Raw genomic sequence first — 19104 nt, forward strand, 5'->3', positions numbered from 1 at the left:
CGTAGGCCCGGTAGGCGTTAGCGCCACCGGGCTTTTTCGTTACTTAGCGTCGTCAGGCAGTGCATACGCGACAATATAGTCGCCCATCTTCGTGCCAAACGAACCGTGACCACCCGCAGAGATGACAACGTACTGCTTGCCATTCACTTCATAGGTCATCGGCGTTGCCTGTCCACCGGCTGGCAGACGGCCTTGCCACAGTTTCTCACCGTTGGTCATGTTGTACGCGCGCAGGTAGTTATCTGCGGTTGCCGCGATGAACAGCACGTTACCGGCGGTGGAGATTGGGCCACCCAGCATTGGCATACCCATATTGAAAGGCACTGGAACAGGCATCGGGAACGGCATGCTGTCCTGTGGCGTACCAATACGTTTCTTCCAGACGATCTTGTTGGTCTTCAGATCCAGACCGGAGATGTAACCCCAGGCAGGCTGTTTACACGGCAGACCGAACGGAGAAAGGAACGGATTCAGGGTCACACCATAAGGAACGCCATACTGCGGCTGGATACCGGCTTCGGTACCGCTGCCTTTCGCATCTTTCGGCTGCTCCATTGGGTTACCCGGACCACGAGGGATCAGGCGGGAAACGAACGGCAGCGCCATTGGGTTAGCGATGGCGACCTGACGGTTAGGGTCAACGGAGATCCCACCCCATTCGAACATCCCCAGGTTACCCGGGAAGACCAGCGTACCCTGCTCTGACGGCGGGGTGAAAATCCCTTCGTAGCGCAGCTGGTGGAACATCACGCGGCATACCAGCTGGTCAAACATGGTGGCACCCCACATGTCTGCACCGCTGAGATCTTTCTTCGGACGGAAGCTCAGGTCAGAGAACGGCTGCGTTTTGGTGACGTAGTCGCCTTTGGCCGCACCCTGCGGAACCGGTTTTTCCGGCGCAGGAACAACCAGCTTACCGTTGCTACGATCAAGCACGAAGATGTTACCGGTTTTCGCCGGGGCGTAAATCACCGGTACGGTTTTACCGTTAACGGTAATGTCCGCCAGCGTCGGCTGGGACGGCATATCCATATCCCACAGATCGTGGTGAACGGTCTGGTAGCTCCATGCCAGTTTACCGGTTGTTGCGTTCAGCGCCACGATGGAGCTGGCGTAACGTTCCTGCTCCGGCGTACGGTTACCGCCCCAGATATCCGGCGTGGTCACGCCCATCGGCAGGTAGACCAGGTCCAGCTTCGCGTCATACGCTGCCGGTGCCCAGGAGTTCGGTGAGTTAAAGGTAAAGGTGTGTTCATCCGATGGGATCGCGTTAGGATCTTTCGCGCCCGGGTCGAAGGCCCACAGCAGTTTACCGGTGTTCACGTCGAAACCACGGATAACGCCGGAGGTTTCACGGGTAGAGAAGTTATCCGTTACCGAACCGGCAATCACGATGGTTTTGTCGGTGATGATTGGCGGGGAGGTCGGCTCATACAGGCCCGGCGTGGTGTCCGGCATGTTGGTCTGAAGATTCAGAATGCCTTTATTGGCGAAGGTTTCGCACAGCTTGCCGGTCTCAGCGTTAATGGCAAACAGGCGGCCATCGTTCACCGGCAGCATAATGCGGCGAGGACAGTCGGCAATGACTTCCGGGCTGGCATTATCGGCGCGCGCTTCGTGGTAAGAGACGCCGCGGCAGGTAATGTGCTGGAACGACGGGTTGGAGTTCAGCTGTGGATCAAAGTGCCATTTCTCTTTACCGGTAGCCGCGTCGAGCGCGAACAGACGCTGGTGCGCCGTACACAGGTAGAGCATGTTGCCCACTTTAATCGGGGTCACTTCGTTGGTCAGCTCACCCGGATCGTTTGGCATCTTCAGGTCGCCGGTACGGAATACCCAGGCCTCCTTCAGGTTTTTCACGTTGTCCGCGTTGATCTGCTTCAGCGGGGAGTAGCGTTGACCTTCCTGGTTACGACCATAAGCAGGCCAGTCACCGTCCGCCACCTGCGAAATAGCCGCAACCGGCGTGGATTCCGCGTTCAGCGTACCGTTGATCTCCTGCGGGTCGTTAAAACCGGCCCAGGTCAGGATGCCGCCACTAATCAGCAGGGCAACGACCAGACCGGCCACGGCGCCACTGGAAGGGACGATCAGACGACGCCAGACAAACGGCAGGATCAGCCAGATACCGAAGAAGACCAGAATGTCGCTGCGCGGCGTCAACGCCCAGAAGTCGAACCCGACTTCCCAGACGCCCCAGATCATGGTTGCGAGCAGTAACGCTGCGTACAGCCACAGAGCAGATTGTTTTCTGCGTAAAAGCAGGACGGTTACGCCAACCATAACCAGACCCGCAATCGGGTAGTACCAGGAGCCGCCAATCGCGACCAGCCATACGCCACCGATTAACAAATACAGCGCGCAGAACGCGGCAAACGCGGCTGTTAATGTCACCAGTAGACGCGGCTGTTTAGTTTTTGTTTCAGCCATAGAAAAGTACTCGTCAGTTTTGTTAATTATTTGCTAGCAATTAATTATAGGTATTAACAACTGTGATCGGAATCACAAATATTGCTTTTTATAACTCATACGCCAGGCTTATCCAATTACTGGTATAATGGCTGGCTTGCGTATCGATGCCGGAGCGAGAGTCATCCGCATTGAGAGATTTTCACTAAAATCATTTGGTTAGTAATATGAAACATACTGTTGAAGTGATGATCCCGGAAGCCGAGATCAAAGCGCGTATCGCCGAACTGGGTCGTCAAATCACCGAACATTACAAGGACAGCGGCAGCGAAATGGTGCTGGTCGGTCTGTTGCGTGGCTCTTTCATGTTCATGGCAGACCTGTGCCGTGAAGTGCAGGTGCCGCACGAGGTCGATTTTATGACCGCCTCCAGCTACGGCAGCGGCATGTCCACAACCCGTGATGTGAAAATCCTGAAAGATCTGGATGAAGATATTCGTGGCAAAGATGTGTTGATTGTTGAGGACATCATCGACTCCGGCAACACGCTCTCTAAAGTGCGTGAGATCCTGAGCCTGCGTGAACCAAAATCACTGGCGATTTGTACTCTGCTGGATAAGCCTGAGCGCCGTGAAGTGCAGGTGCCGGTGGAGTTCGTTGGTTTCTCCATCCCGGACGAATTCGTGGTGGGTTACGGCATTGATTACGCGCAGCGTTATCGCCATCTGCCGTATGTTGGGAAAGTAGTGATTCTGGACGAATAATTGCGGGCTGATGCCCTCACCCCAGCCCTCTCCCACAGGGAGAGGGTGAAAACCCCCGGCTTTGTTATTTATGGTTAACGTGCTTAAGCTTGAGGTTGGCAATTCCCGAGCGGTAACGCTGTTCCAGCGTTTCGCGGTTGGTGGCGGTCACTTCCAGATTGCGTAGCAGGCCGTCGTGAATACCGTACGCCCAGCCGGGGATGGAGACCTTCTGTCCGCGTTTCCAGGCAGACTGCATAATCGTCGAGTGGCCCAGGTTATAGACCTGCTCCATCACGTTCAGCTCACACAGCGTGTCGAGACGGCGCTCCTGCGGCATTTCGCCCAGCAGTGAGCTATGTTTGAACCAGATATCACGGATGTGCAGCAGCCAGTTATCGATTAACCCCAGCTCTGTATTTTCGACCGCCGCCTGTACGCCGCCGCAGCCGTAGTGGCCACAAATAATGATGTGCTCAACCTCCAGAACGTCAACGGCATACTGAACAACCGAAAGGCAGTTGAGATCGGTATGAATAACGAGGTTAGCCACATTGCGGTGAACAAACAGTTCGCCCGGTTCAAGACCGGTCAGACGTTCGGCGGGGACGCGGCTGTCGGAACATCCAATCCAGAGAAAGCGCGGGTTCTGCGCCTGTGCCAGTTTTCCAAAAAATCCGGGGTCTTCCTCCACCAGCATTTTTGACCATAGTGCATTGTTGCTGATGAGTGTATCTATGTCGTTCATGGAGGTTAGCGACCTGTAACCAAGTGATTGCGTTGCGCTACTATAGGGTAACCCGACTTTTAATGAAACCACACAACGTGTGTCAGAACTTAAGGTAAGTTGAATTCATGGCGATTGCACTGGAGCTTGAACAGCTCAAAAAAACCTACCCGGGGGGCGTCCAGGCGCTGCGCGGGATAGATCTTAAAGTCGAAGCGGGAGATTTCTACGCGCTTCTGGGGCCGAACGGGGCGGGAAAATCGACCACCATCGGGATTATCAGCTCGCTGGTCAATAAAACGTCTGGCCGCGTTAGCGTGTTTGGCTACGACCTGCAAAAAGACGTGGTCAACGCCAAGCGCCAGCTGGGGCTGGTGCCGCAGGAGTTCAACTTCAACCCGTTTGAGACGGTACAGCAGATTGTTGTTAACCAAGCGGGTTACTATGGCGTTGAGCGCAAAGAAGCGCTGGAGCGCAGCGAAAAGTATCTCAAACAGCTTGACCTGTGGGAGAAGCGTAACGAGCGCGCGCGGATGTTGTCCGGGGGGATGAAGCGCCGCCTGATGATTGCTCGCGCGCTGATGCACGAGCCAAAGCTGCTCATTCTTGATGAACCGACCGCTGGCGTGGATATTGAACTGCGTCGTTCCATGTGGGGCTTCCTGAAGGATCTGAACGACAAAGGCACCACCATCATTCTGACCACGCACTACCTTGAAGAGGCAGAGATGCTGTGCCGCAACATCGGCATCATTCAGCACGGCGAGCTGGTGGAAAACACCTCGATGAAGAACCTGCTCTCCAAGCTAAAATCAGAGACCTTTATCCTCGATCTGGCGGCGAAAAGCGCCCTGCCGAAGCTGGAGGGGTATAACTATCGCCTGGTCGATACCTCGACGCTGGAGGTAGAAGTGCTGCGCGAGCAGGGAATCAACAGCGTGTTCTCCCAGTTGAGCGCGCAGGGCGTTCAGGTATTAAGCATGCGTAACAAAGCGAACCGACTGGAAGAGCTGTTTGTCTCTCTGGTGCACGATAAACAAGGAGACAAGGCATGACGCATCTTTACTGGGTCGCGCTGAAAAGCATCTGGGCGAAAGAGATTAACCGCTTTATGCGCATCTGGGTGCAAACCCTGGTGCCGCCGGTGATCACCATGACGCTCTACTTCATCATTTTCGGCAACCTGATTGGCTCCCGCATTGGTGAGATGCACGGCTTTACCTATATGCAGTTTATCGTGCCGGGCCTGATCATGATGGCAGTGATCACCAACGCTTACGCGAACGTGGCGTCCTCATTCTTCAGCGCCAAGTTCCAGCGCAACATTGAAGAGCTGCTGGTGGCGCCAGTGCCGACGCACGTCATTATCGCCGGTTACGTGGGCGGCGGCGTGGCGCGCGGGCTGTGCGTGGGTATTCTGGTGACGGCGATTTCGCTGTTCTTCGTGCCGTTCCAGGTGCACTCGTGGCTGTTCGTGGCGCTCACGCTATTGCTGACGGCGATCCTGTTCTCACTGGCTGGCTTGCTGAACGCCGTGTTCGCCAAAACGTTCGATGACATCAGCCTGATCCCGACCTTCGTGCTGACGCCGCTAACCTATCTGGGCGGGGTGTTCTACTCCCTGACGCTGCTGCCGCCGTTCTGGCAGGCGCTGTCGCACCTGAACCCGATTGTCTATATGATCAGCGGCTTCCGCTTTGGTTTCCTCGGCATTACCGATGTCCCGCTGTTCACCACCGTTGTGGTGCTGGCGGTATTTATCGTGGCGTTCTATCTGCTGTGCTGGTATCTGATCCAGCGTGGACGTGGGCTGCGTAGCTAATCTTCTGCCCGGCGACGTTCTGTTTGCCGGGCACTTTCTTTGACAGTTATCACCGTAAACTAACCTTCACCTGGATAAACTACTCGCCTGCTAAGGAGAGACGTTATGCTGGGATGGGTTATCACCTGCCACGATGAAGAGGCACAGGAAATGCTCCTGAAGCTGGAGGCGCGATTTGGCCCTCTGGCGCAATGTCGTGCGGTAAATTACTGGCGAGGGCTGAGCACCAATATGCTAAGCCGGATGATGTGCGACGCGCTGCATGAAACCGACACCGGTGATGGCGTGATTTTTCTCACCGACAGATCGGGCGCGGCGCCTTACCGTTCAGCGGCGTTAATGAGCCATAAGCATGATAACTGTGAAGTGATCTCCGGTATCAGCCTGCCTTTACTCGAAGCGATGTATCCGCTGCGCGCAACGTTGAGCAGCGCTGAGTTTCGTCACGCCATTGTGGCGCAAGGCTCGCCGGGCGTGAGCAGCCTGTGGCACCAGCAGCAGAAGAATCCGCCTTTCGTTCTGCTTCACGATCTGTATAAGCATTAAACATTGGTATTGATGTCGCTTTTGCTACAATGGCGACTGATTTTCCGTATCGATTTATATCCCATGCTCATGCGCGTTATCTTTATCCTTCTGCTACTGGTCTCCGGTGGTGCGTCTGCCAGCCTGACCAGTCAGCAAGGCCTTCCTGCCCAATATATGCAAACCACCGAAGATGCGGCCATCTGGGCGCAGGTGGGAAATGCCGTCGTGAACGTGGGCAATGTCCGCGCCGGGCAGATCCTCGCCGTCTTTCCGGCCGCGGCGGATTACTATGAATTTCGTTTCGGATTCGGTACGGGGTTTATTGATAAAGAGCACCTGGAAAAAGTGCAGGGTAAGCAACGCGTTGAGGATAGTCTGGGCGATCTGAACAAGCCGCTCAGCAATCAAAACCTCATCACCTGGAAAGACACGCCAGTGTATAATGCCCCCAGCAGCGGAAGCGCGCCCTTTGGCACCTTAAGCGCCAATCTTCGCTATCCGATTCTTAATAAGCTGAAAGATCGCCTGAACCAGACCTGGTTTCAGATCCGCATCGGCAATCGTCTGGCGTGGATCAGCAGCCTGGATGCACAGGAAGATAACGGACTGCCGATTCTGACCTACCACCATATCCTGCGTGATGAAGAGAACACCCGTTTTCGACATACCTCCACGACAACCAGCGTACGTGCGTTTAATAATCAGATGGCCTGGTTACGCGATCAAGGCTATACCACGCTGACAATGTACCAGCTTGAAGGGTACGTGCGTAACAAGATGAACCTCCCCGCGAAAGCGGTGGTGATCACTTTTGATGATGGCCTGAAATCGGTGAGCCGCTACGCGTATCCGGTGCTGAAAGAGTATGGCTTCAACGCGACGGCGTTTATTATTTCATCCCGAATCAAAGGTCACCCGCAGAAGTGGGATCCCCGATCGCTACAGTTTATGAGCGTTCAGGAAATCAAGGCCATCCAGGATGTGTTCGACATTCAGTCTCACACCCACTTCCTGCATCGCGTTGATGGGTATAAACACCCCATCTTATTGAGCCGCAGCTATCACGTGATCCTGTTCGATTTTGAACGCTCACGGCGTGCACTGGCGCAGTTCAACCCGCGCGTGCTGTATGTTTCGTACCCGTTTGGCGGGTATGACAATAAAGCGATTAAAGCCGCGAATGATGCCGGTTTTCATCTGGCGGTGACAACGGTGAAAGGGAAGGTGAAGCCGGGGGATAATCCGTTCTTACTGAAGCGGCTGTATATTCTAAGAACGGATTCGCTGGAGACGATGTCGCGGCTGATCAGCAATCAGCCGCAGGGGTGATTACAAATACTCTATTGAGAATGTCGCCACCGCTTTGAAATTACCGGCAGCAATATCGCTGGTATATTCCATAAAATAGGCATTAAAAGGTAAATCAATGTTTTCGCTGGTGCCTACCGTGCGAAGAGGTGCATAAATTGGTGTGGGATCGTTAATTATCGGTTCTCCATGTCCCCCTGGGTTGGAGGGAAACTCTTCGTTTATTAAGACACCAACCCCTCTCGCGGCATTCGAAGTCAAGATATTGGTCAACACAACCCCCGTTCCGGGAACAGAGGTGGTTGTATTGGAGCTGACTTTATAATAAATACCCACCGTATTAGCACAACCTTTGAGCTGCAAATTAAATTGTTTATGTGGATACCAGCCGCTGTTTTTCACATCGGAGAACATAACTTCACCAAAATCAACGTTATTACTGCCGCCATTGACCATGGCTGCCTGACAGGTGGCGGCGGCAACCGGAATGCTAAAAGATGACGGCGTAATATTAAACCACCAGGGTTGGTTGTCGCTGTCCGTATGCCCTCCAATGGACATCCCACCGATTTTTTTTGACCCTTGTGGGGTTATTACCGAAACATGTTCAGGGTTACCCAGAATACTGTCTCGCTGATAAAGCTTGATTTGGATTTTCCAATTATGATCTGTTTTCGACGCGTTTATGGGAAGGTTTATCCATTGACCAGAGGAATATTGAAAATATGCTCCAGGGTTGCTATCGCTATAAACCCTCACTGCATAAGCAATCCCGTCAATATTGGTTGGCCAAAGCGCGTACCCTTCGTCGGTAGTCCCAACCACGTCGTAGGTGATATTTGACATTTGTTCACCTTCGTTTCCTGCATCGCACTGAGACCAAAGCCCAGGGGAAAGTTGTGCATTAAAGGGGCCCGCAATCTCACTAAAATGGCCCGGTATTCCCGTGTTGTAACTGGATTTAAAATAGACAGGTGAATTTGCAAGGGTATTGACAATCGTTGAGGTCCCGCCCTCGCCACTATAGCCAAAATGGCATTCACCCCAAGCATACCCTTGCAGTAGCAGTAGACTTGCCGCGAACAGTCTTGCCCATGCAAAAATATTAAACCATCCTGTGTTACTCATGAGTATATTCTTCCTGTTTACTCTAGTTATAGGTGGCATTAACCACAACACTACTCGTCACTTTTCCCGCTTTCACGAGGCCGACGTTCTGTAAGCGTGCATAAAATGGATAATCTTTCACCCAGCTATCTGCGCCTGCATCGATTAACACGCTGGAGCTACCGTCCGCGTTCAGTACATTGGTGTTTAACGCTTTTGAAAAGATAACGACACCCGTGTTTTCTGCTCCGCCTTCCAGGACCTTGGTTTCGTTGATAAACACCTGGCGAGTGCCAACCGGCCACTGCTTGCTTTGTGGCTGGAAACTGAAATCCACCGCATTTACCGAGATATTATCGCCAGAGCAACTTTCTACCCGCACTGTAAACGGGGTGCCGCTTGCTGCATCTGTAGGCTGCAAACGCGAGCTTCCATCGGGGTTATAAAACCAATTCTTACTGACCGTCGGCAGATGGACTTTTCCTCCATCTGGAATCGAAATCTGGCAGGTGTTTTCGACAATATTGGCATCAAGCGTGACATCCATGCCTGTTTCCGCTGACAGGCATGGGGCAGACCAGTGCCAGGCAATGAGTCCTGCGAAGATCACCGATCTTTTGAGAACCTTATTTTTCTGTTTGTTTGACATCTCTGCTCTGCCCATGATTATTACTGGTAAGTGACGACAAACGTCACGGGCGCGCTAACGTCACCGGCGGTGACATCTGCGATCGTTTTATCTTTTGCGATCACGATACGTGCATTCATATCTACACTAGCGGATGCACCGCTAATAGTGACGGCTTGTGACGGTTTTGTACTACAGTTCATCAGCATTCCTGATCCAGACGTTCCTTTCCAGACTTCAAAGGCCGCGCCATTACTGGCGTTAAATGAATCACCATTTTTCGCATCGCCAGAACACTCCCCTCCCGCTCCGGTGGTTGCTTGTACGCTCGCAGTTTTCACACCTGCACAGCTGCTAAAAACGATTTTGAATGGTTCGCTTCGGCTTTGAGCCACAAGGTCTGACTTAAAAACATCTCCAAATGGCAACGTCGTAATTTGTTGACCACCGCTGTTTTGGATCTGCGCAGTACAGGTCCCCGCCTCAACCGTAGAGGTAAAGGTTGCCTGAACGCTGGTAGTACCTGTAATCGCGCTACTGGCGGCGCTGAAGAGACCGGAAGAAATTGCCAGAGCAATCAGTGTGGACGATTTTATGTTCATCTTTGCGTATCCTTCCGCTTACTGGTATTCAAAGTTAAAAGTGGCAACTGCACTGAAGTCACCCGTGGTTGCAAGACCTGCTTTTGTTTCCGCCATACGGGCAATAAGGGAGACTTCTTTGCTACTGATTTCGGCCGCCGTCCAGACCAGACGTTTAGCATCATCAGTGGCATTGATGGTAAATGGCGCAGTAGGTGCAGCAGAGCGGGCGATAGACACACCGGTATAGTCTGCTTTTGTTCCGGTCGCACTATTGTTAATGATGGTATCGGAATATACCGACTTGATGCCGGTGATCGTGGTTTTTAATGACTGTAGGCTGGATGGACACTCAACGATTTTAAGCTTAAACGTTGTGCTGGCCACGTCTGAGCCCGCAGTGATATCTGCTAGCGAGGTCTTGCCACTAGTACCGATTGGAATAGTGTTATTTTTTCCATCACCTGCGCCGCCCTCAATTTTTACATCGCAGGTGGTTTCCCGCAGTGAGGCGGTAAACGTAACATCCAGATTCGTTGTTGCTGCCATAGCCTGTGAACTTAACGCCAGAGCAAGCAATGTGCTGAGGCTTGTCAGTGACAATGTTTTCTTCATTAAAAATAACTCCCTGTTAAAAAATCGTTATATCTGGCAAGTTTGGTTAGCGAGTACCGTCGTCAGACCCACTTTCTGAGCAGAGGGAGTTATGTGGTAAGTCACGGTACATGTGCTGTTTGCATCACTGCCCCATACCACCCGCAGCGTTCCATTGTCTTCTACTCCACGCACATAAGCCTGACCCGCCTGACCAACGGAACCAATCGACAGCCCCTTTTCATCCAGCACGTTGGCTCCTAACGGTATAAATCCGTTATCAGAGCGATGAAGGTCGAGCAGCAATGAGCGGCCCTGGTCGGTTTCAAAATCCACCTGTACGATGGCACCACTGCGCGGCACTGACACTGTGCTGGTGCTTTTTACCTCCACGTCTGATTCCAGACTGGAAATATCGATACCTACAGTGTTCTCCCGATAGGCCGTCAGATAGGGCATAATGGCGTAACCAGAGCTGCCAATGACACCGTCACCGATGGTCAAACGAGCCCCTTTTGCACCTGGCGCATTGACCAGTGCCAGCGTATCGGTATCACCTATACTTCCTGGTGCCAGCGTTAGACCGCCTGCATGTACCATCATTCCCCCGCTGTAACTCATGGAGTACTGACGACTGCTGTCATCGGAAGCCGAAGCAGAAAGGCTTAGCGGACCATAGGAACTGTTGTAAGTGCCATACCCGCCTAGCTGGTTAATATCACCGCTATCAGAATGGGTCGTACTGGTGTTTACGCTGTAACTGAAGCGGTAATCATCTGTATTGCCATTGGCGCTGGTGTTGAAGGAGGTATTCTTTTTAAAATCAGAACTCATACTTGTGTTAATGCTGGAGAAACCGGCTGGATGGCGCTTATGGCCCAGCAGATTCTCCAATGGAATCGTCAGATTCAGGTAAACACTGTCATCTTTCTCGCCATACTCGTCGTAGCTGCGCTGTAACGATACGCTATAGCTACCCAGCCAGAATGAGTTGTTATAACCAACGGAATATTGTGAAGTGGAACTGGTATTATTCCAGTAATCCTGCCAGCTTCCCGTCAGATATAATGAACCATAAGCATCTTTTCCGGAGCTGAGCGGTTGACTGATGTTTAGCTGAATTTGGTTCTTCATACGTTGGAAGTGATTGTATACATCGTTGCCCGTGTGCTCTGGATTACGCGATATATCCCGGTATTTAACGTCTTCTGACAGCGAAGCCGCATCATTTAACGTCAAATAGTCTTCGGTGGAGAAGCGATACGCTGCAACGTTGAACGAGGTCTGCGTCTCTTCAACGAGCTTACTCCATGAAAGGCGATAACTTTGACCTGTCAACGTTCCTATACCATCCACATCCGCATCGGAATGTGTCACGTCGAAGGCGAACGCGCCTATATACGTGTTCATCGCAATGCCAAGCAGACCTGAGAAATAGCCCGTGTCCATATACTGCACGCCAGCGTAACCGGTAAACAGATTGCTTAAGCCGTAATAACCAGTGGCATAACCCAGACGAGGCTTATCACGAAGGCCATTGTCATTTAATTCACCAGCGCCGATATCCCAGCGGCTATACCCGGGGCGCAGTAGTTGGCTGACGGAGGAGTAGGGCACTGAAAAGGTACGTGTGCTGCCGTCTGACTCTTCAATCGTGACGATCAGGTCACTGCCATAGCCGGTTGTGCTGAGGTCATTAAGCTCGAAAGCGCCCGGTGGCACCGTGCTTTCATAAATCTTGTTTCCGTTTTGGCTAACGGTAACTTTAGCGTTACTTTTCGCTACGCCACGGATAGTGGGGGCGTAGGTTGAAATACCGCCAGGGAGCATGCGATCGTCGTTATACATGCGTAATCCACGCAGATTTAACGAGTTAAACGTATCCCCACGCGTATAGGAATCACCCACCAGTAACTGAGCTCGCAGGGAAGTGATATCACGCTGTAGATAAATATCCTGGCTTGAATAGTCGGAGCCACTTTCCTGATCCCAGTTCAATGTCCCGCGTGAACGTAAGCGCCATGGTCCCATATTCAGGCCATATTTAAGCCCGGCGTAAGCAGTATCGCTCGAACCGTCAGGCGTGTCGGAATGCCAGGCGTTAAGATCGTAGGATAATGTTCCCGCGGTAATGCCGTCTTCCCACAGAGAGGGATCGACATATCCCCCAGGACGATGTTCAACATAAATTTGTGGAACAATCAGACTCAATTCTTGTGTACCTGCATCGAAATCCCAGGAGGCACCCGTAAAAGCGTGCTGTAATTCGACACAGGTTTCCTCAGCATTTTCAACAGCACTGTCTTTGCCTGTCGCAGCCTGAATAGCCTCTGCTTTAAGGCCAATTTGCATCAATATTTTCGGGGTGAAGCAAGGTTGTGCGCGGGGAGTCCCGTTATCTTTGAAGGTGAAATCGGTAAGCAGTTTCTTTTGCCCATTAAGAACAAGCTGCGTTTTGAATGTGCCTGGTACTACCGGGTTCCCGCGGGAAAAGCGGCTAACATCAATATTGGTTCCTGTTTTGTACAGGAACTGATCGTTGAATTCGACCTCTTCACTACCAGAGGATGGCACAGCCGCACTCTCAGCGGCAAAACTTGCAGTCTGAAGGGCTGTGCATATGGCAATACAAAGAAACGAGTGGCGAAATAACATTGCTATCACTAATCCGTTAGCTACTAATTAATGTACAGTTCTTCTTAATTAACGGTGGTCTCGTGAGGTTCAGCGCCGCCGTAATCATTTATAGATGTGTAGGTCATTTTTTTAACCTTGATGGAGCCAGCCTCTTTCAGTGCGTACGACTGGCTTGCAAAAGGAGCGACCACATGCGGATCGATTTCGATTTTTTTGCCGCCGGCGCTGATATCGATTTTTGCGACGGAGACGTAATATGGGGAGTCATTACGCGCTACCAGCGCATTATTTTGCTGCGTCCATTTAAGCTGTGCTGCTGCTACAGAAGAATCGCCTTTCAAACCATCAGGCCGGAAGAACATTTTTATGCGTGTTCTAAACGCCAGCTGCAGCATATTCTGGCTGTCGGTGTCTTTGGTTTTCGGTGGCACTTCAAGCACGTTAAACCAGTACATGGTTTCGCGGTCCTGGGGCATTGCTTGTCCAAGCCATGTAATACGCACGGTTTGGCCTTTAGCTGGATCAACGCGTGAAACGGGGGGGGTGACGATAAACGGAACTTTTAGCTCTTCTGGGTTGGTGGTATCACGACCATCATCGAGCCATACCTGGACCAAAAGTGGCTTATTACCGCGGTTTTCCATTTTGACAGTAACGTCTTTTGCAGACTGCGGATAAATAACGCGCGTGCCGGAAATCACGATATCTGCAAATGCAGAGCTAGAAACTAAAAAAGCCGCGCTGCAAAACAGTGCGGTAACATTCATTTTTGAAAGGCGCATAATGTCATCCATTAAACAAACATGCGCCCACCTCATCCGTGAGCGCAGAACTAAAATGCAGCTATTACTGGTAAGACATGGTGAAAGTGACGTTGCTGCTCACTTTACCGGCCGCGATATCGTTAGTACCAGCAGCCCAGTCGGCGCTCGGAACGTACGCCACACGGTAGGCCAGAGTGCCTTTACCCGCTTCCAGTGTAGCTTCCTGAGTGTTGTTGTTCGGCTGGCCGATCATGACGCGATCGGAGCTGGTGGTGGTGTTGTTGAACAGCGCAAGACTTACGTTATCAGCATGACCGGTCACCGTTGGGTCGGTTTTAAGCGTACCGTTAGACAGTTCTGCGAACTGCTGAGAGGTAAAGGTCGCGGACGCTTTGGTCAGTGTATCCGGGCATTCGCTCAGATGCAGTTCGAACTCTTTAGACCCAACGCCAGTGTCAACGGTAGTTTTTTCCACGTCTGCCTTTTTAACTACAGGCATGGTAATGGTGACGTTATTGGCGTCAACACCGTTATTGGAAGTGAATACGCAAGTGGTGTCAGTTACCGCGCCATCAAAAGTGATCACGCCTACATCAGCCGCCATTGCAGAAACAGAGCCCATTGCCATTACAGCCACAGTTGCGGCTAAAAGAGATTTTTTGAACATTTTGAACATCCATTTATTAGAAAAGAGTTTGTAGAAAACCAATTCAGCTTTAGATTAAAAGCAGGGCGAATATAGTATTGTTTTGATTAACTTTGTATTTAAATATGCTTAAGTTAATTTTTAGTTAATCTAATTTCAAGTGAGGCCGATAGTCCAGATAGTTAGCTCTTGAACTTCCAGGGTCAGGTCGTTTCTTTTGATGGTTAGTTTAATAGTAACACATGTAAAATTGTGTCTTAATAAAACCATTTTAATTTATTCTTATGAAATTTCACAGGCTCATAAAATATTTTATTACTTTAATTTTTAACGAAATGAGTTTAATTCTGAAAGGGAGAGTGTGTGAAATGAGTGTTATAAGCATCAAGAGAAACGCGTGGCGTTAATATTATCACTATGAATGAGTCATCGTTGATACTATCTAAATTAATAAAACGCAGGGTGAAAAGCACAGGCTGCACATTTCTCTGCAGCCTGTAAGCGCGGATTAAGCAACCTGCACCGGAATCGCCTTCGCGGTACGTTTCATCTCATTGTCGCCTTCAAAGTAGGCTACTTTTGGCTGCCAGCGGCGTGCTTCGTCGTCAGACATCATGACAAAGCTGGCGATAATCACGATATCACCTACGTCCGCGCAATGTGCAGCCGCGCCGTTAACGGAGATGATTTTAGAACCGCGCTCGGCAGCAATCGCGTAGGTTGAGAAACGTTTGCCGTTGTTAACGTTCCAGATATCAATGGCTTCGTTTTCGAGAATACCCGCCGCGTCGAGAAAATCCTGGTCGATCGCGCAGGAGCCTTCATAATGCAGGTCGGCCTGAGTGACTTTCACACGGTGAAGTTTACCTTGCAGCATTTTGCGAATCATTACGTTTACCTTTCATCTTCCGGGTAGAAAAACTACGCCAGCTCAACCACTTTGTTATCGATAAGGCGGGCCTGGCCGAGCCATGCCGCCACCAGAATTACCGCACGTTTGCTGGTCTCTGTAAGTGCCAGAAGCGTATCGGCATCCCGAATTTGAACGTCGTCAGCACGAAGACCTTTCTCGTTCAGCGCCTGTTCAGCCAGGGCGATAATCTCTTCTGCTGTTAACTCTTTTGCCAGCAGTTGCTCTGCCATCGTATTCATGACTTTGCTTAAGCCCGGCGCAATTTTAAGCTGTTCGGCGGTCAGATAGCCGTTACGGGAGCTGAGCGCCAGGCCATCTTTCGCGCGTACAATCGGCACGCCGACGATCTCGATGTCGTAGCCCATGTCGGCAACCATTTTGCGGATCAGCGCCAACTGCTGGAAATCTTTCTCGCCAAAGCAGGCGATGTCCGGCTGCACAAGGTTAAACAGCTTGCTGACGATGGTGGAGACGCCACGGAAATGGCCCGGGCGGCTGGCGCCCTCCAGCATGGTCGAAATACCCGGCACGTCGACGTAGGTCGATTCAGTGGTGCCCTGGGGATACACATCTGCGGGTGCCGGTGCGAAGACGATATCCGCATGACGTTTTTTGAGCTTCTCGCAATCTTCCTGCAAAGTACGTGGGTAGCGCGCCAGATCGTCTTCGCGATCGAACTGCATCGGGTTAACGAAGATACTGACCACCACGATATCTGCCCGGGCTCTCGCTTCATCGACCAGCTTCATATGGCCGTCGTGCAGGTTGCCCATGGTTGGAACAAGGGCGATACGTTTACCTTCCTGACGCGCCCGACGAATATGCTGACGCAGCAGCGGCAGGGTTTCTATGATTAGCACACCTGGACTCCTTAATGGAAACTGTGTTCTTCGCCCGGATAAACGCCGGACTCAACCTCGGCAATATACTGCCGCACAGCAGCACGCATGTCGCCTGCTTCTGACAGGAAATTTTTAGCAAATTTTGGAATATGGCCACCGGTGATCCCAAAGGCGTCGTGCATGACCAGAATCTGGCCATCGGTGACGTTACCCGCGCCGATGCCGATCACCGGAATCGACAGCGCCTCAGTGATACGCTTAGCCAGCTCAACCGGCACACACTCCAGCACCAGCAGCTGCGCGCCCGCGGCTTCCAGCGCCACGGCATCATCAAACAGCGTCTGCGCCGCATCGCCTCGGCCCTGCACCTTATATCCGCCAAAGATGTTGACCGACTGCGGCGTCAGCCCCAAATGACCACAAACCGGCACGGCGCGGTCGGTGAGCATTTTCACCGTATCGACCAGCCAGGCGCCGCCTTCGATTTTGACCATATTGGCGCCGGCGCGCATCACGGTCGCCGCATTTTCGAAGGCCTGCTCCGGGGTGGCATACGCCATAAACGGCAGATCGGAAAGCAGCAGGCAGGCGGGGGCACCCCGGCGCACGGCGCGGGTATGGTAAGCAATATCCTCGACCGTGACCGGCAGAGTGGAATCATGTCCTTGTACCGTCATCCCTAACGAGTCTCCGACCAGCATGACGTTGATCCCTTCTTCGGCAAACAGTTTTGCGAAGCTGTAGTCATACGCGGTGATAGTGGCGAAGCGTTTTTTTTCCTGTTTGCATTTCTGCAATAAGGAGATGGTGGTTGGTTTCATACTGTTTCCTGATGGCCCAAAAGCGAATCTTTGCGCATTCTAACAGTAACATTTGAGGGAACAATGATTTTAGGCAATCGATTAACCGCAAATAAGGAATGGTTAATCGATGCGGAGGCGGGATTACCAGCGGGCCGGTTTATCCGCGTTGAGATTTTGCAGAACGGCTTGCAGCGAGGAGCCGTCAGGGAAGGTGAGATCGGGCGCGACTTCAAACAGTGGCCAGAGCATAAACCCGCGGTTTTTCATGTCGTAATGCGGAACGGTGAGGCGTTCGGTGTTAATCACCTCGTGACCGAAAAGCATAATATCGAGATCGAGCGTGCGCGGTCCCCAGCGTTCGGCTTTGCGGACACGACCCAGCTGTAGCTCAATACGCTGGGTATTATCCAGCAGCGTTTCTGCGTCAAGGGTCGTTTCCAGCACTACGGCGGCGTTCAGATAATCAGGTTGATCCTGCGGGCCGAGCGGCGGCGTACGGTAAAATGAGGACAGCGCGACAATGCGGCTTTGGGGGATCTCTCCCAGGGCCTGCACGGCAGCGTTAACCTGCTCCAGCGGAGAGGCCAGATTGCTGCCGATGGCGATATACGCAAGGGTCATGCCGTACCTTCACGACGCGGTGCGCGTTTGCGCGGGCGACGGTGACGACGGCGCGGTGCCGGTTCATCATCCAGATCCGTAAGCATATCTTTTTGCTCCGGTGGCGCAGAAACCTGAAACTCGCCCCACCACTGCGCCAGGCGCTGTAGTTCCGGGTTCCTTTCAACTTCAGCACGCAGAGAGAGCAGATCGAACGCGGCGCGGAACTTAGGATGCTCCATCAGCTTCCAGGCGCGTTTACCCTGACGGCGGGACATACGCAGCTGAAGCTGCCAGATATCACGCACCAGCGTGGTAATACGTTTCGGGATCGCCAGCGTGCGACAGCCTTCGTCCAGCACGTCGTTTGCCGCCAGCGCGAACGCATCATAATAGGCGAGACCGCTCTCCTGGGTAATGCGCTGCGCCGTTTCCAGCAGCGGATACCAGAACATGGCCGCGAACAGGAACGCCGGATTCACGCGCATATCGTTATGAATACGGGTATCGGTGTTCTTCAGCACCTGCGCAATTATCCGCTCCATTGCGCTGTCACCGTTTTCGGTGAAGTAGCGGGTAATGGTCGGGAACAGCGGCTGGAACAAGTTGTACTCACGCAGCAGGTTGTAGGTTTCAAACCCGTAGCCTGCCTGGAGCAGCTTTAACGACTCCTCAAACAGACGGGCAGGGGGCACGTCGTTGATCAGCGTCGCCAGGCGCGGGATCGGCTCTGCGGTTTCCGGGCTGATACGCATGTTCAGCTTGGCGGCGAAACGCACGGCGCGAAGCATTCGGACCGGATCTTCGCGATAGCGTGTTTCCGGCGTGCCGATCAGGCGAATCAGACCGTCTTTCAGATCCTGCATACCGCCGACGTAATCGCGCACGGTAAAATCCGCCACGCTGTAGTAAAGGCTGTTGATGGTGAAATCGCGACGCTGAGCATCTTCTTCAATAGAGCCGAAGATGTTGTCACGAAGCAGCATGCCGTTTTGGCCGCGCTGGGAAGTCGTGCGATCGTTAACGCCCGCTTCGTGGTGACCGCGGAAGGTCGCCACTTCAATAATTTCCGGTCCAAACATCACGTGCGCCAGACGGAAACGGCGGCCAACCAGACGGCAGTTGCGGAATAATTTACGCACCTGCTCAGGCGTGGCGCTGGTCGTCACGTCGAAATCTTTTGGTTTTTTGCCCAGCAGTAAATCGCGCACCCCGCCGCCGACGAGATAGGCCTCGTAGCCTGCTTTATTCAGACGATAGAGCACCTTGAGGGCATTTTCACTGATATCTTTGCGGGAAATATTGTGCTGCTCACGCGGAATGACCGACATGTGTGGCTGTGCAATAGCGTCGTTCGCCATGCTCTCTTCGCGGCTCAGCACTTTACGGCAAAAATTAGCGACTCGGGTAAAAATAGTACACCTCGTAGTGTGTTTTGTTATCAAAAAAGCG

The 19104-nt window shown here is 52.3% G+C and carries 19 protein-coding genes; 5 read left to right on the forward strand and 14 right to left on the reverse strand.

Annotated elements, in window-relative coordinates:
• Positions 1 to 39: 39 nt before the first annotated feature.
• The gene (locus ACQG1Y_RS04215) at positions 40 to 2430 is read right to left on the reverse strand and encodes a glucose/quinate/shikimate family membrane-bound PQQ-dependent dehydrogenase (protein ID WP_368740700.1); all 2391 of its coding nucleotides are present in this window, start codon (positions 2428 to 2430) and stop codon (positions 40 to 42) included.
• A 206-nt stretch (positions 2431 to 2636) separates the two neighbouring features.
• On the opposite strand from ACQG1Y_RS04215, the gene hpt reads away from it, so the two are divergent.
• Positions 2637 to 3173, forward strand: coding sequence for a hypoxanthine phosphoribosyltransferase (hpt, locus tag ACQG1Y_RS04220; protein ID WP_003856303.1), 537 nt, complete (start codon positions 2637 to 2639; stop codon positions 3171 to 3173).
• Between the two features lie 64 nt (positions 3174 to 3237).
• Here the strand turns inward: hpt and can are convergent, their stop codons facing one another.
• Positions 3238 to 3900, reverse strand: a complete 663-nt coding sequence (gene can / locus ACQG1Y_RS04225) for a carbonate dehydratase (protein WP_426736679.1) — start codon at positions 3898 to 3900, stop codon at positions 3238 to 3240.
• Between the two features lie 107 nt (positions 3901 to 4007).
• On the opposite strand from can, the gene ACQG1Y_RS04230 reads away from it, so the two are divergent.
• The 4 genes from ACQG1Y_RS04230 to ACQG1Y_RS04245 all read left to right on the forward strand — a co-directional run bounded on the left by ACQG1Y_RS04230 (position 4008) and on the right by ACQG1Y_RS04245 (position 7558).
• On the forward strand, positions 4008 to 4934 hold the full coding sequence (locus tag ACQG1Y_RS04230) for an ABC transporter ATP-binding protein (RefSeq protein ID WP_017383763.1): 927 nt from the start codon (positions 4008 to 4010) through the stop codon (positions 4932 to 4934).
• Complete coding sequence (locus ACQG1Y_RS04235) at positions 4931 to 5701, forward strand: ABC transporter permease (protein ID WP_006810078.1); 771 nt, start codon at positions 4931 to 4933, stop codon at positions 5699 to 5701. Before ACQG1Y_RS04230 ends, ACQG1Y_RS04235 begins: the two co-directional genes overlap by 4 nt.
• Positions 5702 to 5806: 105 nt before the next feature.
• The gene (locus ACQG1Y_RS04240; protein WP_015572698.1) at positions 5807 to 6247 is read left to right on the forward strand and encodes a PTS sugar transporter subunit IIA; all 441 of its coding nucleotides are present in this window, start codon (positions 5807 to 5809) and stop codon (positions 6245 to 6247) included.
• 63 nt (positions 6248 to 6310) lie between these two features.
• Positions 6311 to 7558 (forward strand): polysaccharide deacetylase family protein, encoded by a 1248-nt coding sequence (locus tag ACQG1Y_RS04245; protein ID WP_033486453.1) that lies wholly within the window; start codon positions 6311 to 6313, stop codon positions 7556 to 7558.
• On the opposite strand, the gene ACQG1Y_RS04250 is transcribed toward ACQG1Y_RS04245, so the two are convergent.
• From ACQG1Y_RS04250 to pcnB, 12 genes are all read right to left on the reverse strand, one after another.
• Positions 7559 to 8665 (reverse strand): fimbrial protein, encoded by a 1107-nt coding sequence (locus ACQG1Y_RS04250; protein WP_058686583.1) that lies wholly within the window; start codon positions 8663 to 8665, stop codon positions 7559 to 7561.
• 22 nt (positions 8666 to 8687) lie between these two features.
• Entirely contained in the window at positions 8688 to 9293 is a 606-nt protein-coding gene (locus tag ACQG1Y_RS04255; RefSeq protein ID WP_033486455.1) for a fimbrial-like protein, read from the reverse strand.
• 20 nt (positions 9294 to 9313) lie between these two features.
• Complete coding sequence (locus ACQG1Y_RS04260) at positions 9314 to 9874, reverse strand: fimbrial protein (RefSeq protein ID WP_072203305.1); 561 nt, start codon at positions 9872 to 9874, stop codon at positions 9314 to 9316.
• A gap of 18 nt (positions 9875 to 9892) precedes the next feature.
• Entirely contained in the window at positions 9893 to 10468 is a 576-nt protein-coding gene (locus tag ACQG1Y_RS04265) for a fimbrial protein (RefSeq protein WP_050515866.1), read from the reverse strand.
• A gap of 27 nt (positions 10469 to 10495) precedes the next feature.
• Positions 10496 to 13102 carry an outer membrane usher protein gene (locus ACQG1Y_RS04270; protein ID WP_077580178.1) on the reverse strand — a complete coding sequence of 869 codons (2607 nt, stop codon included), beginning with the start codon at positions 13100 to 13102 and terminating at the stop codon, positions 10496 to 10498.
• 44 nt (positions 13103 to 13146) lie between these two features.
• On the reverse strand, positions 13147 to 13851 hold the full coding sequence (locus ACQG1Y_RS04275) for a fimbrial chaperone (RefSeq protein WP_370532108.1): 705 nt from the start codon (positions 13849 to 13851) through the stop codon (positions 13147 to 13149).
• A gap of 79 nt (positions 13852 to 13930) precedes the next feature.
• The gene (locus ACQG1Y_RS04280; protein WP_426736680.1) at positions 13931 to 14515 is read right to left on the reverse strand and encodes a fimbrial protein; all 585 of its coding nucleotides are present in this window, start codon (positions 14513 to 14515) and stop codon (positions 13931 to 13933) included.
• Between the two features lie 487 nt (positions 14516 to 15002).
• Complete coding sequence (gene panD / locus ACQG1Y_RS04285) at positions 15003 to 15383, reverse strand: aspartate 1-decarboxylase (protein WP_032671421.1); 381 nt, start codon at positions 15381 to 15383, stop codon at positions 15003 to 15005.
• Between the two features lie 32 nt (positions 15384 to 15415).
• Positions 15416 to 16267 carry a pantoate--beta-alanine ligase gene (gene panC / locus ACQG1Y_RS04290; protein ID WP_077580179.1) on the reverse strand — a complete coding sequence of 284 codons (852 nt, stop codon included), beginning with the start codon at positions 16265 to 16267 and terminating at the stop codon, positions 15416 to 15418.
• A gap of 11 nt (positions 16268 to 16278) precedes the next feature.
• Positions 16279 to 17070 (reverse strand): 3-methyl-2-oxobutanoate hydroxymethyltransferase, encoded by a 792-nt coding sequence (gene panB, locus ACQG1Y_RS04295; RefSeq protein ID WP_015572705.1) that lies wholly within the window; start codon positions 17068 to 17070, stop codon positions 16279 to 16281.
• 123 nt (positions 17071 to 17193) lie between these two features.
• A complete protein-coding gene (gene folK / locus ACQG1Y_RS04300; RefSeq protein ID WP_414234761.1) occupies positions 17194 to 17673 on the reverse strand; it encodes a 2-amino-4-hydroxy-6-hydroxymethyldihydropteridine diphosphokinase in 480 nt (159 codons plus the stop codon).
• Positions 17670 to 19067, reverse strand: coding sequence for a polynucleotide adenylyltransferase PcnB (gene pcnB / locus ACQG1Y_RS04305; protein WP_026080645.1), 1398 nt, complete (start codon positions 19065 to 19067; stop codon positions 17670 to 17672). Before pcnB ends, folK begins: the two co-directional genes overlap by 4 nt.
• Positions 19068 to 19104 lie beyond the last annotated feature (37 nt).

It is taken from the genome of Enterobacter cloacae complex sp. 397G4 (assembly GCF_050031515.1).
Classification (GTDB): domain Bacteria; phylum Pseudomonadota; class Gammaproteobacteria; order Enterobacterales; family Enterobacteriaceae; genus Enterobacter; species Enterobacter hormaechei_C.

What these genes read in the sequence shown, in the direction of transcription:
- panD (WP_032671421.1), bottom strand. Translation starts at nt 15,383, where the DNA reads ATGATTCGCAAAATGCTGCAAGGTAAACTTCACCGTGTGAAAGTCACT.
- ACQG1Y_RS04215 (WP_368740700.1), bottom strand. Translation starts at nt 2,430, where the DNA reads ATGGCTGAAACAAAAACTAAACAGCCGCGTCTACTGGTGACATTAACA.
- ACQG1Y_RS04235 (WP_006810078.1), top strand. Translation starts at nt 4,931, where the DNA reads ATGACGCATCTTTACTGGGTCGCGCTGAAAAGCATCTGGGCGAAAGAG.
- ACQG1Y_RS04265 (WP_050515866.1), bottom strand. Translation starts at nt 10,468, where the DNA reads ATGAAGAAAACATTGTCACTGACAAGCCTCAGCACATTGCTTGCTCTG.
- ACQG1Y_RS04280 (WP_426736680.1), bottom strand. Translation starts at nt 14,515, where the DNA reads ATGTTCAAAAAATCTCTTTTAGCCGCAACTGTGGCTGTAATGGCAATG.
- ACQG1Y_RS04270 (WP_077580178.1), bottom strand. Translation starts at nt 13,102, where the DNA reads ATGTTATTTCGCCACTCGTTTCTTTGTATTGCCATATGCACAGCCCTT.
- ACQG1Y_RS04245 (WP_033486453.1), top strand. Translation starts at nt 6,311, where the DNA reads ATGCTCATGCGCGTTATCTTTATCCTTCTGCTACTGGTCTCCGGTGGT.
- panB (WP_015572705.1), bottom strand. Translation starts at nt 17,070, where the DNA reads ATGAAACCAACCACCATCTCCTTATTGCAGAAATGCAAACAGGAAAAA.
- hpt (WP_003856303.1), top strand. Translation starts at nt 2,637, where the DNA reads ATGAAACATACTGTTGAAGTGATGATCCCGGAAGCCGAGATCAAAGCG.
- ACQG1Y_RS04275 (WP_370532108.1), bottom strand. Translation starts at nt 13,851, where the DNA reads ATGAATGTTACCGCACTGTTTTGCAGCGCGGCTTTTTTAGTTTCTAGC.
- folK (WP_414234761.1), bottom strand. Translation starts at nt 17,673, where the DNA reads ATGACCCTTGCGTATATCGCCATCGGCAGCAATCTGGCCTCTCCGCTG.
- ACQG1Y_RS04255 (WP_033486455.1), bottom strand. Translation starts at nt 9,293, where the DNA reads ATGTCAAACAAACAGAAAAATAAGGTTCTCAAAAGATCGGTGATCTTC.
- ACQG1Y_RS04230 (WP_017383763.1), top strand. Translation starts at nt 4,008, where the DNA reads ATGGCGATTGCACTGGAGCTTGAACAGCTCAAAAAAACCTACCCGGGG.
- ACQG1Y_RS04240 (WP_015572698.1), top strand. Translation starts at nt 5,807, where the DNA reads ATGCTGGGATGGGTTATCACCTGCCACGATGAAGAGGCACAGGAAATG.
- ACQG1Y_RS04260 (WP_072203305.1), bottom strand. Translation starts at nt 9,874, where the DNA reads ATGAACATAAAATCGTCCACACTGATTGCTCTGGCAATTTCTTCCGGT.
- can (WP_426736679.1), bottom strand. Translation starts at nt 3,900, where the DNA reads ATGAACGACATAGATACACTCATCAGCAACAATGCACTATGGTCAAAA.
- ACQG1Y_RS04250 (WP_058686583.1), bottom strand. Translation starts at nt 8,665, where the DNA reads ATGAGTAACACAGGATGGTTTAATATTTTTGCATGGGCAAGACTGTTC.